Origin of the sequence: Chryseobacterium oryctis (genome assembly GCF_025971925.1) — a bacterium.
In the GTDB taxonomy this organism is placed as follows: domain Bacteria; phylum Bacteroidota; class Bacteroidia; order Flavobacteriales; family Weeksellaceae; genus Chryseobacterium; species Chryseobacterium oryctis.
The window spans coordinates 356,877-372,290 of sequence record NZ_JAPDHV010000001.1 but is presented as its reverse complement, the minus strand read 5'-3'; the positions used below and the strand labels follow the sequence as shown (position 1 = coordinate 372,290).

Genomic DNA, 15,414 nt, shown 5'->3' with positions numbered 1-15,414 from the left:
AATACTTTACTGATATAAAATATTTTAAACCTATATTGAACGATTCTAAATTTCTTTTTTTAACTTTTCTTTATATTCGATATAAAGTAATAGTTAGTAACTTGATTTCATTAAAATTATAAAGAACACATGTTATAGTTTTTAACTATCATAAATATATATTTAATAGCTTTTGTTTATTTTAAAAACTATTGTATGTTTGCACTATTCATAAATAAAATTTAAACTTAATCAATAAAAAATAAAAAAAAATGGAAAACGATTTGAATGATATCAGTAAATGTCCGTTCCATAATGGAACGTTAAAAGGTAATGCTGTAGCTGGAGGAGGAACCCAAAATAAAGATTGGTGGCCAAATCAATTAAGAGTTAATATATTAAGACAGCATGATACAAAATCAAACCCAATGGAGAAAGATTTTGATTATGCTAAAGAATTTCAATCTTTAGATTTAGAAGCAATTAAAGCAGATTTACATGCTTTGATGACAGACTCTCAAGATTGGTGGCCTGCAGATTTCGGACATTACGGACCATTATTTATTCGTATGGCTTGGCACAGTGCAGGTACTTATCGTGTGCAAGATGGTAGAGGAGGTGCAGGTGAAGGTCAACAACGTTTTGCACCATTAAATTCTTGGCCGGATAATGTGTCTTTAGATAAGGCTCGTCGTTTATTATGGCCAATCAAACAAAAATATGGACGCAAAATTTCTTGGGCAGATTTGATGATTTTAACAGGAAATGTTGCTTTGGAATCTATGGGTTTCAAAACTTTAGGTTTCGCAGGAGGTCGTGCTGATGTTTGGGAGCCCAATATGGATGTGTATTGGGGTTCTGAAAAAACTTGGTTAGAACCAAGTGGAGGAGCTAACAGTCGTTATTCAGGAGAACGCGATTTAGAAAATCCTCTAGCAGCCGTACAAATGGGATTAATTTATGTTAACCCGGAAGGACCAGACGGAAATCCTGATCCAATTGCTTCTGCAAGAGATATTCGTGATACGTTTGCTCGTATGGCAATGAATGACGAAGAAACTGTTGCTTTGATTGCTGGTGGACATACATTTGGTAAAACTCATGGTGCAGGACCTGCTGATAATGTAGGTTCAGATCCGGAAGCATCTGATTTAGAACTGCAAGGTTTGGGTTGGGTAAATTCATTCGGAACAGGTAAAGGTGGTGATACCATTACTTCAGGACTGGAAGTTACTTGGACGAGTAAACCAACAGAATGGTCAAATTTATTTTTAAGTTATTTATTTGGTTTTGATTGGGAATTAACAACATCTCCTGCAGGAGCTCACCAATGGGTAGCTAAAAATGTTGGTGATATCATCCCTCATGCACATGATCCTAATAAAAAGTTGAGACCTACTATGTTAACTTCGGATTTGGCATTACGTTTTGATCTGGAATACGAAAAAATTGGTAGAAGATTCTTAGAAAACCCGGATGAGTTCGCAGATGCTTTTGCAAAAGCATGGTATAAGCTAACGCACCGTGATATGGGACCTCGTGAAAGATATTTAGGAAAAGATGTTCCTGCTCAAGAATTTGTTTGGCAAGATCCGATCCCGAAAGTTGATCATGAATTAATTAATGAAAATGATATCGCTTCATTGAAAGAACAAATTTTAGGATTAGGATTATCAGTTTCAGAATTAGTTTCTACGGCTTGGGCTTCTGCGTCTACGTTCCGTGGTTCTGATAAACGTGGTGGTGCAAATGGCGCTCGTATCCGTTTAGAGCCAATGAAAAATTGGGAAGTAAATAATCCTGTTCAATTAAGCAAAGTTTTGACTGCTTTAGAAGGATTACAAGCAAAGTTTAACGAATCAGGTAAAAAAGTATCAATTGCGGATCTTATTGTTTTAGGAGGTGCGGCAGGTATAGAAAAAGCAGCTAAAGATGCAGGATACAATATTACTGTTCCATTTGCTCCAGGGCGTGCAGATGCTACACAAGAACAAACAGATGTTGATTCAATAAAATGGTTGGAGCCAATTGCTGACGGATTTAGAAATTACAGAAAATATAAAAATAGTGCAGTTTCTACAGAAGAATTATTGATTGATAAAGCTCATTTATTAACATTAACAGCTCCAGAGCTTACTGTATTGGTAGGTGGTCTACGTTCTATTAATATCAACTACAATGGTTCAAATCATGGAGTATTTACAGATAGACCAGGTCAATTGACTAATGATTTCTTCGTAAATTTATTAGATATGTCAACTGAATGGAAGGCAATGGATGATTCTAAAGAAACTTATTTAGGAACAGATCGTAAAACAGGTCAGGCTAAGTGGACGGGAACTCGTAATGATTTGGTTTTCGGGTCAAATTCTGAGCTAAGAGCAATTGCTGAAGTTTATGCTAGTGCAGATTCAAAAGAGAAATTTGTAAATGACTTTGTTGCAGCTTGGAATAAAGTAATGAATGCAGATCGTTTTGATTTGAAATAATAGAATTATAGTTAATATTGTATAAAAAGACGGCTTCTAAAGCTGTCTTTTTTGTTTTTCAACGGAAAAGATAATTATGCCTATATTTATCAGGCTGATATTAAGATGATGGTTTATGATAAAAAGTTTTTATTATGTTTAAAAGTAAAGTTTTTCTTCTGGGATTTGTTGGTGTGATTGATTGTTTTTGTAACATTAGTTCTACAAAAGCACAGAATACTATTGAGATTGAAAATAAATTAGATTTTCCACGAAGTGAAATAGTTTCAATTCCTGTTTCAGACTTAAAATTTTATTTGAAAAAAAATAAGGAATCCGACCTTAGAATAAAAGACGACAATAATAAATTACTTACTCTACAATGGGTAGATTATGATGCTGACGGAAAAAATGACGAATTACTTTTTCAGGTAAATATCGAGGCAAAGAAAACCAATATATATAAAATAATTACTGATAATAAAAATCCAGTTCCTGATACAAGTGTAAAAGCATATTCAAAGTTAATTTCAGAGAATTTGGATGATTATGCTTGGGAAAATGATAAAGTTTTGTTTAGGATTTTTGGTCCGAAAGGTCAAAAAGAAGCAGAAGAAAAAAAGAAAACAGGAATTCTTTCTAGCGGAATTGAGATTGGGTTTAAGAAAAATGAGCAGCCAATTATTACTCAATGGTATCAGGAATATATAAAAAATCCGACAGCATTACTTAAAAATCCGAAAGAAGAAGGCTTTGGTTTATATGAAGTTGGAGGAAGCCGAGGTGTAGGAGGAACAGGGGTTTTAGTAAATAATAAGCTTCAGGTTTCTAAGAATTTCATTACCTCCAAAGCAATTGCGGAAGGTTCTTTGAGAACTATTTTCGAAGTTACATATTTTCCTTGGGGAGATTATAAAGTAGGTGAAAAGAAGCGAATTTCTTTAGATGTTGGTTCCAATTTTTCAAAAATTGAATCTACTTTTGAATCACATAGTCCGGCTCCCAATTTTACAGTAGGAATTGCTTTGCATAATAATGAAGGTCTGGCAAAACTTAATGATAGAAGCGGATACTATCTTCATTGGGAAAAACTTGATGACAATTTTGTAGGGGAAGGATTAGTTCTCAACCCGAATATTGTTCAAAAATCATTTTCAAACAGAACAGAAAATCCGGATGAAAGCAACTTGCTTGTTGTTACAATTCCTCAAAATAAACTTACTTATTATGCCGGATTTGCTTGGCAAAAAAGCGGACAAATTCAAACGATGGATGATTGGGAAAAAATGCTTCAGAAACAAGCGAAAATTATTGCTAATCCTTTGGTTGCTGTCTTTAAATCAATTAAATAATAATTATAAAGGTTTGTTTTTCAGATGAATTTTTTTGAAAAGTATGTTCCGTTATTTTCTGAGAAGTGGAAAGAGAAATATCATGCTATTTTACACGAGGAAAATCTTATAAAATTGACTCAAAACGTAGTTAAATTCCAAAACAACAGCTTACACTGGGACTTGCCTTATTTCAATGAAGAAATTATCATTAATAGAAATGAAAGTTTTGAAAAAATTATCACAATTCTTCAAAGCGAAGAATCAGATAATAGTAAAACCCTACAATTAGAAAAAGTTAATATTGAAGATTGGTTAAATATTTTCGGACAAAGATTAACTTCTGCAAGTATTCGTGACGAAAGAGCAATTCCTCCACCGAAAAATATTTTAATTGAAGCTTGTCAGAAACCTTTTAATAATGAAATAACCATTGCTCAAAGAGCCTGGGAAAAGCATGTTGGGAGAATGGATGATGAGTTTTGGGGTGAAATAAAAGGAAATAATCAGCAAAAACAAGAAAAAGTATTGGAAAGAATCAATAATATTCTTGATAATGTAACCTGGTGGAATATCTTTTTTCATTATAAACATGAATTGGTTTTTGAAGTTCGCGAAAAACATGGTCACGGAATCCGTTGGAGTCACGGAGGTCAACAATTAATTGGTTTTTTGGAAACTTTTATCAATGAATAATACAACAACGTAAATAGATTGCGTATTAAGAAAATAGTTTTGCAATCTAATAATTTTCTTAGATTTTAATTCCAGTATTTTCATTTTAAAAAACGAATGATGAAGAACATTTATAACAAAGGAACTTTCAGGAACCATGAATGGGGTAAAATTCCTTCCTATTTAAAGAAACTTGGAAATAAAAAATGGAGAAGAACTGAAGTATTAGAAATTGAAGATCAATTAAAAGAGTTTATTCGGTTTTATAAGAAAAGAAAAAAAAGGAGGAAGATTATTTGGGCAAAAATTACCACAGAAATTAGAGGACGGTCGAGTTCTGATTATAGAAGTTTTTATTCTGAGAAATCATTTAAAGACTCAATCAGAAGACCGAATATTACAAGATACTATATAATAAAACAAAGAAAAAAATGAACACATTTATCGACATTGGTATTAATCTTACCAATAAACAATTTTACAACGAGCAAGATGAGATAATTAATCGGGCTTTGGATAATGGAGTAGAACAAATAATTCTTACAGGAACAAGTGTTCGAGGAAGTAAAGAATCAGCAGAAATTGCAGAAGATTATCCTGAAATTTTATATTCAACTGCGGGAATTCATCCTCATGATGCAAAATCTTTTAATAATGAAAGTATTCATGAACTTAGAAAACTTTTACAAAAAGAACATGTAGTATCTGTTGGAGAATGCGGACTGGACTTTGATAGAGATTTTTCGCCGAGAGCAATTCAGGAAAAATGTTATCGTGCACAGTTGGAATTGGCAATTGAAATCCAGAAACCACTTTTTCTTCATGAAAGGGCGGCTTTTCAAAAATTTAATGAAATTACAGACGAATATCTTTCAAAACTTCCTGAAGCAGTAGTGCATTGTTTCACAGGAACGTTGGAAGAAGCAAAAGTTTATTTGGATAAAGGTTTTTATTTAGGATTTACAGGTGCAATTAGTGATGAAAGAAGATTTAAACATTTGGCAGAGGTCATAAAATATATTCCTCTTGAAAGAATGATGATTGAGACTGACGCTCCATTCATGCTACCGAAAAATATGCCTAGAACACAAAATCGAAGAAACGAACCAGCTTTTTTACCTTATGTTGCTCAAACCATAGCGCAGATTAAGAAAATAAGTATTTCGGAAGTTGCCGATGAAACAACGGAAGTCGCCAGAAGATTTTTCAAAATATAAAAAGAGCTTTACTAATCAACAGGTAAAGCTCTTTTTTTTGATATATAATGAAAGATTATATTGTTTTTATAGCAGATTCTAAAGCAAGTTCAATCATTGGTTTTAGTGCTTTTTCTCTTTGGTCTGCCGAAATATTTTCATGAGTAGGAATAATATCAGAAACTGTAAGGATAGTTGCCGCATTTTTTCCTAAATGTTTAGCATTGGCAAATAAACCGAAGGCTTCCATTTCCACAGCCGGACAATTGTATTTTGTAGCAATTGCAGGGATATTCGGGTCTTTTCTGTAAAAAATATCACTACTGTGAATATTTACAGCTTTGGTTTGTAGAGACAATTCCTGAGCTGTAGCGTTGATAGTATCGAAAATATTTCCTTGATTGGAAATAATTTCTTCTTCAATTTCCCAGGCATATTTTGCATATGTACTCTCACTTGCTGCATTTTCAACATTTAAAATATCAAAAACTTTTAAATCAGTTGTGTACGCGCCACAAGTTCCGATTCTGATGATGGTGTCTACATCATACTCCGTAAACAACTCGAAAGAATAGATTCCGATACTTGGAAATCCCATTCCACTAGCTCCTACAGTGATTTCTTTTCCTTTATAAAGACCGGTATAATAAAAGATACCTCTTGTTTTACTGACTAATTTTGCATTTTCCAAATAATTTTCAGCAATATATTGTGCACGAAGCGGATCCCCCGGCTGCAATACTACTTTGGCAATTTCTTCTTTGTTGGCACTAATGTGAATACTCATAATTTTTTTTTGAATGTGGCAAAGATAATAACTTTTTGATTGCCTTTATGAATAGACTGAAAGTCTATGAACGTAGTTTAGGAATGCACAGTGATTTTATTTTAATATACAAAATGTGAAAAGCGTTATTTATTAATCATTACCTTAAAAATTTTATTCTCAGGGAAATAATTTTATTTTTGTCATATGATGGAAACCAAATCACCATTTTTAGATACCTTGTTTTTGCTTCGGAAAGATGAATGTATAACCATCTTTACCGATATTCAGGAAATTTCAAAAAAAGAGGAGGAAGATGCTGCTGAGTATTTTGAATCTGAATTTGAGAAAGAAAGGTTAGAGTTTTTAGATTCTCAGTTAGATTGTAATCAGGAAACAGCAGTTTGGGCAGGAAAAGTACTGTATCACAGTGCTCAGTTATATTTAATAAGAAAAGGAACAGATAAAAATTTAAATACATTAATTCCGCAATATAAAGGAACCAAAAATATATCTTCAATTTTATCGGCTGATTTGTCGTTGAGATTTTTACCCCAGATTATTATGGCTCTTCAAATTAAAGATCCTGAAGATGTCTTAGTTAAAATGTTGGAAGAGATTTTGTTGCAATTTCATTATTCAGGAATTGGATATGATTTGAACGTAGAAAATATTAATTGGGAAGAAGAACTAGAGAATAAAACATACAGAAAATTATATCTTGAAAGAATTGTAGAAAAGAAAGCATACAAATTAGCTGGAATTCCGTTTATCAATAGTTTGTTAATGGCTGAATTCGGTCTACATAAAGATATTTTTTGGAGAGAATTAGAAAATAGTAATAGCGAAAAAAATGACTCAAAATATTGAAAAATTAAATAAAGTTCTTACTCATGTCAAAGAAACCTTTGTTGGTAAAAATGATGTAGTAGATTTGCTCGGAATTTGTTTGTTAGCGAGAGAAAATGCCTTTTTGTATGGGCCTCCAGGAACAGCAAAATCAGCAATTGTAAGAACATTAGCCAAAACAGTAAAAGATGGTAAAAATTTCGAATATCTCTTAACTCGTTTTACAGAACCTAACGAAATTTTCGGACCTTTTGATATCAGAAAATTAAAAGAAGGTGAGTTATTAACCAATACAGAAGGGATGATGCCTGAAGCCTCTATGGTTTTTTTGGACGAAATTTTCAATGCCAATTCCGCTATTTTGAATTCACTTTTGATGGCTCTGAATGAAAAAGTTTTCAAAAGAGGAAAAGAAACGAAACATCTTCCTGCATTGATGTTTGTAGGAGCGAGTAACGTTCTTCCCGAAGATGAAGCATTGAATGCATTGTTCGATCGTTTTTTGATAAGAATTAATGTTGATTATGTAAATCCTGAACTTCTTCAACAGGTACTTTTAGCAGGAAGAAAATTGGAGAATGAAGAAGAAACAGAAACTCCTGAAATTCTTTCAAACGAAATCAAGGAACTTCAAAATTTGTGTAAAACTATTGATTTAAGACCAATTTATGAAGTGTATTTAAATACCATTATCAGTCTTAGAAATACAGGAATTGCGATTTCTGACCGTAGAGCGGTAAAATTACAGAATCTGATTGCTGCAAGTGCTTTAATTTGTGGGAGAAACGAAGCCATTTTATCAGATTTATGGGTGTTGAAACATATTTGGGATACAGAAGAGCAAATTGAAATTCTGGAAGGAATTATCAACAGAACCATTGAAAAAGATGAAAACCCGAAAGCGCATCCTCAGGCTTTACAAAATAAAACACCAAACCCAGAAGAAGTGATGAAGGATGTACAGATTTTAATGGAAAAATGGGAATCTGGTATATTGAGTTACGAAGAGCAGAATGTTATCAAAGATAAATTAAGATACCTTCAAACCCGTTGTGATTGGATAAAAAATTCTGAGCAGAAGCAATATATTCAACAAGAAATCGAAAAGCTATGGCAGAAGATTCTTCAAAGCGTATAAAAGAATTTTGGGCAGAATTTCCTCGTGCTGACGAAGATTTTTTAGGTTCAATCCGAGATTGGAAGAATATTCAGATTGCGGCAGATGACGAAGTGATTTGGCTTAGAGGTTTTACGGAAGAGCAGACTGTTTCTGCGGAAATTCAGCAATTACCTAATTTTCTGCTGTATGAATTGCGAGACGGGCTTTTATTTCGAAAAGATGCGCTTGTTCCAAGCAAAAAAATGAGAACAGCTTTGCTTTGGACATCTATTCATAAGGCTTTACCTCTTACTTTTCCACCTTCAAATCATAATTTTTTCGGAATTGACGGTAAAATTCAAATACAATTAAAACCGAGTGGAGAAGAAGAACAGGCAATTGCTTTATTGTGTTCAATACATGAAATTAAGGATCTTATTATTACTTTTCCCAAGTTTAAACTGGAAAAAATTGATTGGATTGTCATCGATGATAAAGCTTTGTTTTTAGGAATTCCTTTGTTGAGTCTTCCCGGAAAAACTTTTTGGATAAAAAATCACCATTTGTTACCAACAGGTTTTGATTTTGAGTTTAAAAATATGAGTACTTTACTGCAAAGAAAATACAACGAACAGCAGGACAAATGGTTGTTGTGGAATGAAGACGGAAGTTATTTACCTATTTACAAAGAAGATTTGCGAAAGTTGTCTGTAAGTTCATTTCGTTTGACTGAAAAATCACAGGAATGGAGCTGAAAGAATATTTTCAATCCTATCGGGATTATTTTTGGGAGTGGAATACTGATGAGGATGTTTCCGAAGACACTGGTTATAGTGTGAATAACACTATTTATTTTTCAACGCTAAAGACAACCGTTGCTTACAGGTCATATATTATTGATGTTTTGAAAGAATTGAAGATTCAGGGATGGCCTCCTTTCGGTTCTTTGCTTTTAGTTTTGTATGCAACACAAGACGGATATTTGGATATGAATAGCCTTTTTTCTGAGATTAAAAAAAATTCAGAAAGACAGGAGCTCGATGATATGATTGTAGAAGCGCGAGAATTTCTTGAAAAATTACAGTCATTAAGTCATGTATATAAAAAAGGGCAGAACAGAATCATTCTTTTTCATACAATTTTTAATGAAAATAGAGCTTGTATTTCATCCGATAAAGCAGAACTGCTTTATAGAAGATATTTAAGGATGCCTCATTTGATTGGAGAAAGTGCTAATAAAAAAGCGTTTAGTCTAGAAGTTTTACAAAAAGACATCAGAACTTTAGCGCTTGCCAATCGGAAATTTCCGACTATGCAATCTATTGTTGATGCAATAAGAGGATTTACCAAAGAACCTGAGTTGGATGATGAGGTAATTGAAGATGAAACAACTGTTGAAACAGATAAAGATTTTATTCAGGAACTTATTGAAGAATCTAAAACTTTTCAGGTGGGAAGTTTAATTAAAAGAATCTGGAGCGGACTTAAAATTCCGATGCGACATCTTTCTCCTGGTGAACAGTCGATTGGTGGTATTTCTGATATGACTAATAAAGGAGATCTTCACAGAATGTTGTTATCCGAATTTGCCAACGAAGATGAAGTTTTCATGAGCAGAATCGCTAATAATGAAGCGTTGTATATTCAACGTGAAATTCCACCTGAAGAAAATATTTTTGAAAGAATTATTTTAATAGATACTTCACTTAAAAACTGGGGAACCCCAAAAGTGTTGGCTTTTGCTTCTACTATTGCTATTGTGAAGCATCCAAAAGCTCATTCAGGATGTAAGGTATTTACTTTGGGGCAATCGAGTATGCCAATTTCGTTGGATAAAGTAGAGCAGGTTGTTGAAAATCTAAATCAGGTAAGTGGTAATCTGGATGTTTCGGAGGCGTTAGAAAATTTCTTTCAAAAAGAACAGAAAGAAAAGAATTTAGAAGTTTTTTTCATTACAAATGAGGAAAATTTAAGCAATCAAAATCTTCAAAAAGTTATTCAGGAAAACAGAGACCGATTGAAGTTTGTGGTTACAACTTCTGTAAATGGAGAACTGAATTTTTATAAACATCATAACGGGCAAAGAAAACATATTCAGAAAATTGTACTTCCGCTGAAAGAATTATGGTCAAATCCGCCAAAAAAGAAATTCGCAAACAAAACTGAAACTTCTCAGAAAGGAGCAAAAATGCCTGTTCCTTTAAATTATCCGTTGCTTTTTCCAACACCCAAGCAAAGAATTGCCACTTTTTTATATGAAGGAGATTTCTATATTTTAAGCAATAAAAAACAATTGTTAAAGACGTATTTGTCTGATAATTATTACAATAAGAGTATTTATCAGAATACGAGAATTCATCGTGGTTGCGAAGTCGTGGTTGAAAATATTTCGGTAAAACCGAGAGGTCAGTTTTCTTTAGCGAGAAATAAAGCGGGGAATTATATACTTTGTCAGTACCAAACAGATAAAAAAATACTATCAAAGCTGAATTTGACAACCAAAGAATATTCTGAGCTCAATGTTACAGGACAAAATATTCCGTTGAATTTTGAGTTGATATATTTTGACAGGAGTTTTTATTTGTATCAGGACCAGTTTCCAACAATTTTTAAAATCAATATTGAAGGTAATATTTCAATTGAGCAGATTAAAAATGATGATAAAATTGCCAAAAGCTATATCCGAAATCAGGTAGAAATTGGAAGATTAGAAAATGGAGGAGTGAATATTCTCAGCAATTTTGGGAAGATAGGAATTAATGAGTTTGAGGAATTGGTTGTTTCAAAACTTGCGTTAGCACAACAACATGAAAAGGTATTTAGTTTTGAGAAAAATAAATATGATATTGAGGTTTTAGCCTCTCAAAGCAAAAATAAATACACTTTTGAAGATGGTAGCGAAATTATAACCGATTCTCGTGGAATGCTTACTTGTATAAGCAGTAATAAGAAGATTCCGGTGTTTTATATTCCTGCTGCTCAAAACGGATATTTGGCATTAAGTACTGAAAAAGATTTTGGAGGTTCGGAGTATTATCTGCCACAAAAAGCTTTATTGAAAATAAGAGAAATGGACGATATGTATTCTGATTATTTAGAGTCTTTCATTAAGCATATTTTGGAGTATGGAACTGAGAATTAAACCTTTTCCGAAAAATATTTATCTAAAGAAAGGTCTTTTAATAAAAGGAGCTTCACCTTTGGTATGGCTTCAGGAAATGGAATTTTTGAGGATAAATCTTGATGAGGTACAATCTTTTCCAATACCGTCAAATGAACCTAATATTTTGTATGGTTGTTTTTTGATTTTTAATGAAATTGCTCCAAGCGAAATTGGGAAAAATATTTATTTTCAATGTGTTGAAGATAAATTGTTTATTCCTGAATATACTATTTGTTATCCACAGATTCTTTCGGAAGAATTCCTTTCCATAGATTCTAAATATCTTATTATGCATCCTGATTTTGGTTTGGTAAGATTAGATGAAGAAATTGATTGGCTTGATATTATCCAGAATCCTCTTGAAGATAATTCTAAAATCAGAAAAGCATCCAATGGTGTGAAAATACCTCAGAATATAGAGACTTACACCGTAGAAATGGATGATGAAAAAATTCTAGAAGCACTTCAACAACCTAAAACAGAAGAAGAATGGATGAAAAATCTGCCTTTTGATAAGAAAAAAGTATTGGAAGGCAATAAAAAAGAAATTGAAAAATATTTAAAATATATTGAGCAGCATCCTGACAGAATTGTAGATCTAGGAATTCCTTTGGATATCATGGGTAATTCCAGAGGAGATGGTTTTTCAAAATTCAAATTTGGAGGTGATTGGCTGAGAAATTTATTCAATAGAAATAACGATTCCGGCAAAACAAATCCTTGGATTGTTTTTTTATTTTTAATTGCCTTTTCAGTGGGAGCAAGGTTGATAATTCAGAAAATAAAAGAAAAAACAGACTCTCCCCATAATAATACTGAAATTGTCAATTCTTCTGAAAATATTCCTGTTGTTAAAAGTAAGCCTTCCGATCCGTTGATGTTTGAATCCGGTGTTACAGAAATTGATATTAAAGTTGATTCTTTATATAAGCAAAAAAGAAATGACCTTTCCCGTGAATTAATAAGAACGAGACATGCTTACTCAGCGAATAATGAGGAAGTAATTAAAGATCATGAAGCAAGAGGAGGAAGAACACTTGAAGCGGTAGAAAGTGATATTGCCGTTACAAAAAATAGTATGAGAAAATCGAAAGATTCTCTCAAAAAGATTTACAGCAAAATCATAGAAAAAAAGGTTGAAGAGAAATCCGAAACTATTCAGAAGAAGATTTCGGACTCTATTAAAAATGCAAATAACGGAAAACCTGCTGATAAAGGCATCGTAAAAAGCATTTGGAACAAAAAACAAATTTTAATGATTGATTCTCTTGGTCGTTATTACGGTACTTTTGAAGAACCAGATTTGCCTGTTATTCATGATTCAAAACCTTTTAATAATGCTGATAATTTTTCAGGAAAAAAGGAGATTTCATTTGGAGAAATCTTAGGTCTTACCCTTTTTATGATAGCTTCAGTAGGAATTTATTCATTTTTAGTTAAAAGGAAATTTTTAGATGTTGGAGGAGAGAATCTTCCGACAGGTGTCAAAGTTTTGTTTATGGGTATTCTGTTGGGAATGCTTATTTATATTTTTTATCCTTTGATAAAAATGTTTGGTTACAATTGGTTTGTTTGGGTAATTATTATAGGTGTGATATTCTTACTATATCGATTGTTTAGTTCTGATAAAACCATTTTAAATTCAGACAAAAATGAATAAACAGAAATTTACAGATAAGTTTATAGCAGCTTTTTTTGTTCTGGTATTTATTAAAATATTAGGGATTTTTGCAGAGCTTTTCCATAAAAGTTTTTGGGATGTTATCGGTACGCTTATCATTTTTGTAATTGTAGCATTTCTCATTTTGGCTGTAATTATTTTTCAGTCTAAAAAAGAGAATAATTATGGAAATTCTGGAAGAGGTCATGGTGGAACTGGGGGAAGTTTTTATGTTGAAAACTCAATTTTTGACAAACTTCAAAGTATCTATGAAGAACGAGCTCGAAAATATATTGAAGAAAAAGATTACCGGAACGCTGCTAAAGTTTATATCAATCTTTTAAAAGATAATTACAGAGGAGCAAAGACCTTGGAAGAAGGTGAAATGTATAATGAAGCCGCTGTAATTTATCTCAAAAAACTGAACAACAAATCTGAAGCTGCGGCATGTTACGAAAAAGCTAAACAGGCAAAAAAGGCCATCGAGTTGTATAAAGAACTTAACTATAATGAGAAAGTTGGTGATTTGTATAGAGAAATCAATGATGTTAAAAGTTCAGATACCTATTATCAAATGGTTATAGATGACTATGAGAAATACAATCAAATGGTAAAGGCTTCTCTTATTTATCGCAAAAAAATGGAAAAACCTGATGAAGCTCAAAAACTTCTATTAAAAGGGTGGATTGAAAATAGAGATGCTTTTAATTGTCTTAATAATTATTTTGCAAATATTTTTGAAGTGAATCACTTAGAAAGTGAGATTAAGCATTTATATAAAGAAACTCCTTCTGATAAGAAGCTAATCTATTTGGAAGCGATGAAATATGAGTTTAAAAAATCTGAAGAATTACAATCTACTACCCGAAATATAGCCTATGAAATTATTTCGGAAAACATAAGTACACATTCTGAGATTGTGAATGAATTAAAACATTTTAATCCTAATGATGAGGTGATTTTAAGAGATATTTTGAGATACAAAACAGGGAGAAATAAAATGTTTGGATATTAAAATTGATTATCTAGGAATTAAAAAAGTAAAGAAAATAAATTATCTTTGCGCCAGAAAATTATGACAATACAAAGAGCACATATCAGTTTAAATCTATGCGATCGCCCTGCAATAAAGGGATCGTTTGAGTATGAAGGCATGATATTGAATGAGGCAAAATGTGCTTGCTTTGAAAATTATTTACCATAAACCTGTAGAAATTTAATCAAAATATAGCAAAAACGCCTCGATACTCGAGGCGTTTTTTGTGTTTTTAGAGTGAAAATTATTTAGAATGAAAAAAAATAACCAAAAAGATGAAAATTTTTTAATTAATAATGAACAAACAATAAGAAAATAAAGAGTGATAACTAAACCGATGAGAGACAGTCATTTAGGTATTTAAGCTATCTGCAAAATATTGCGGACAGATACTTCTTATTCTTATGTTTGTATTTAATTAAGTGGTTTTCAGAAAGTTAAGTAAAAAATAAATTTGTGAGATTAAAAATTTCATATTTACTTTGCAACCGAAAATTGAAAGCAACAAGTTTTCAGCTTTTCAAAAAACTTTTTAAAACAAGAAAAATAAAATGAAACAATTACATACCATATCAAATCTATATTCAAGACAACGCAGTCTACTACCGATGGGACTAGGGTATGCATGTATTTTTGATAGTGAATTTGTGGATAAAAGGTGCTTATATATATGGGTCAGCTAATGAACTGACACGTCTAAAATATCGAGCGCCTCCTAAAAAGAGGCGCTTTTTTTATGGTTTCTCTAGCTTATTTGGTAAAGCGTCGGTTTGTGGCACCGAAGAACAGGGTTCGATCCCCGGAGATACCCAAAATTATAAAAACTCATAGCTCAATTGGTTAGAGTATCGACCTGATACGTCGAAGGCTGAAGGTTCAAGTCCTTCTGGGATTACAAAGGTTCCGTGGCTCAATGGATAGAGCATGGGTTTTCTAAACCCAGGGTTACAGGTTCAAATCCTGTCGGAATCACAAATAAGGTCTATTGAGGTAACGGCTAACCTTCCCGACTGTCTCTCGGGCACTGCGAGTTCGATTCTCGCATAGACCGCAAAAGATTTACGGAAAATTTCGAATCCGACTGTCTCTCGGAAAAGATTTTAAAGTGGATCTGCAAAACTGGAAAGATAAAGGTGGTTGTTTACCCGCCTTGGACGCGGGAGGTCGCAAGTTCGAATCTTGCTTTTCAGAC

12 protein-coding genes and 4 tRNA genes are annotated in these 15,414 nt (G+C 32.5%); 15 read left to right on the top strand and 1 reads right to left on the bottom strand.

What is annotated here, in order from left to right:
• The first annotated feature begins 251 nt into the window (after window positions 1–251).
• The 5 genes from katG (at window position 252) to OH806_RS01850 (ending at window position 5,670) form a co-directional block, all read left to right on the top strand.
• The gene (gene katG / locus OH806_RS01870) at window positions 252–2,468 is read left to right on the top strand and encodes a catalase/peroxidase HPI (protein WP_264741983.1); all 2,217 of its coding nucleotides are present in this window, start codon (window positions 252–254) and stop codon (window positions 2,466–2,468) included.
• 134 nt (window positions 2,469–2,602) lie between these two features.
• Window positions 2,603–3,799 (top strand): DUF4861 domain-containing protein, encoded by a 1,197-nt coding sequence (locus tag OH806_RS01865; RefSeq protein WP_264741982.1) that lies wholly within the window; start codon window positions 2,603–2,605, stop codon window positions 3,797–3,799.
• A 24-nt stretch (window positions 3,800–3,823) separates the two neighbouring features.
• Window positions 3,824–4,474: a hypothetical protein gene (locus tag OH806_RS01860; RefSeq protein WP_264741981.1), complete on the top strand. Its 651-nt coding sequence runs from the start codon at window positions 3,824–3,826 to the stop codon at window positions 4,472–4,474.
• A 99-nt stretch (window positions 4,475–4,573) separates the two neighbouring features.
• A complete protein-coding gene (locus tag OH806_RS01855; RefSeq protein WP_264741980.1) occupies window positions 4,574–4,888 on the top strand; it encodes a hypothetical protein in 315 nt (104 codons plus the stop codon).
• Window positions 4,885–5,670: a TatD family hydrolase gene (locus tag OH806_RS01850; protein WP_264741979.1), complete on the top strand. Its 786-nt coding sequence runs from the start codon at window positions 4,885–4,887 to the stop codon at window positions 5,668–5,670. Before OH806_RS01855 ends, OH806_RS01850 begins: the two co-directional genes overlap by 4 nt.
• Window positions 5,671–5,725: 55 nt before the next feature.
• Here OH806_RS01850 and deoD read toward each other — a convergent pair whose 3' ends face one another.
• Window positions 5,726–6,436: a purine-nucleoside phosphorylase gene (gene deoD / locus OH806_RS01845; RefSeq protein WP_264741978.1), complete on the bottom strand. Its 711-nt coding sequence runs from the start codon at window positions 6,434–6,436 to the stop codon at window positions 5,726–5,728.
• 186 nt (window positions 6,437–6,622) lie between these two features.
• Here deoD and OH806_RS01840 point away from each other — a divergent pair, with 186 nt between their 5' ends.
• The 10 genes from OH806_RS01840 to OH806_RS01795 all read left to right on the top strand — a co-directional run bounded on the left by OH806_RS01840 (window position 6,623) and on the right by OH806_RS01795 (window position 15,411).
• Window positions 6,623–7,285 (top strand): hypothetical protein, encoded by a 663-nt coding sequence (locus OH806_RS01840; RefSeq protein WP_264741977.1) that lies wholly within the window; start codon window positions 6,623–6,625, stop codon window positions 7,283–7,285.
• Window positions 7,269–8,402 (top strand): AAA family ATPase, encoded by a 1,134-nt coding sequence (locus OH806_RS01835; RefSeq protein ID WP_264741976.1) that lies wholly within the window; start codon window positions 7,269–7,271, stop codon window positions 8,400–8,402. Before OH806_RS01840 ends, OH806_RS01835 begins: the two co-directional genes overlap by 17 nt.
• The gene (locus OH806_RS01830) at window positions 8,375–9,118 is read left to right on the top strand and encodes a hypothetical protein (protein ID WP_264741975.1); all 744 of its coding nucleotides are present in this window, start codon (window positions 8,375–8,377) and stop codon (window positions 9,116–9,118) included. Before OH806_RS01835 ends, OH806_RS01830 begins: the two co-directional genes overlap by 28 nt.
• Window positions 9,109–11,505: a hypothetical protein gene (locus OH806_RS01825; protein WP_264741974.1), complete on the top strand. Its 2,397-nt coding sequence runs from the start codon at window positions 9,109–9,111 to the stop codon at window positions 11,503–11,505. The genes OH806_RS01830 and OH806_RS01825 overlap by 10 nt, the downstream gene beginning before the upstream one ends.
• A complete protein-coding gene (locus tag OH806_RS01820) occupies window positions 11,489–13,186 on the top strand; it encodes an APC family permease (RefSeq protein ID WP_264741973.1) in 1,698 nt (565 codons plus the stop codon). Before OH806_RS01825 ends, OH806_RS01820 begins: the two co-directional genes overlap by 17 nt.
• Window positions 13,179–14,201: a tetratricopeptide repeat protein gene (locus tag OH806_RS01815; RefSeq protein WP_264741972.1), complete on the top strand. Its 1,023-nt coding sequence runs from the start codon at window positions 13,179–13,181 to the stop codon at window positions 14,199–14,201. Before OH806_RS01820 ends, OH806_RS01815 begins: the two co-directional genes overlap by 8 nt.
• A 759-nt stretch (window positions 14,202–14,960) precedes the next feature.
• Window positions 14,961–15,033 (top strand) — tRNA-His (locus OH806_RS01810).
• A 10-nt stretch (window positions 15,034–15,043) separates the two neighbouring features.
• A tRNA-Ile gene (locus OH806_RS01805) sits at window positions 15,044–15,113 on the top strand.
• 8 nt (window positions 15,114–15,121) lie between these two features.
• A tRNA-Arg gene (locus OH806_RS01800) sits at window positions 15,122–15,194 on the top strand.
• 149 nt (window positions 15,195–15,343) lie between these two features.
• A tRNA-Ser gene (locus OH806_RS01795) sits at window positions 15,344–15,411 on the top strand.
• The last annotated feature ends 3 nt before the right edge of the window (window positions 15,412–15,414 follow it).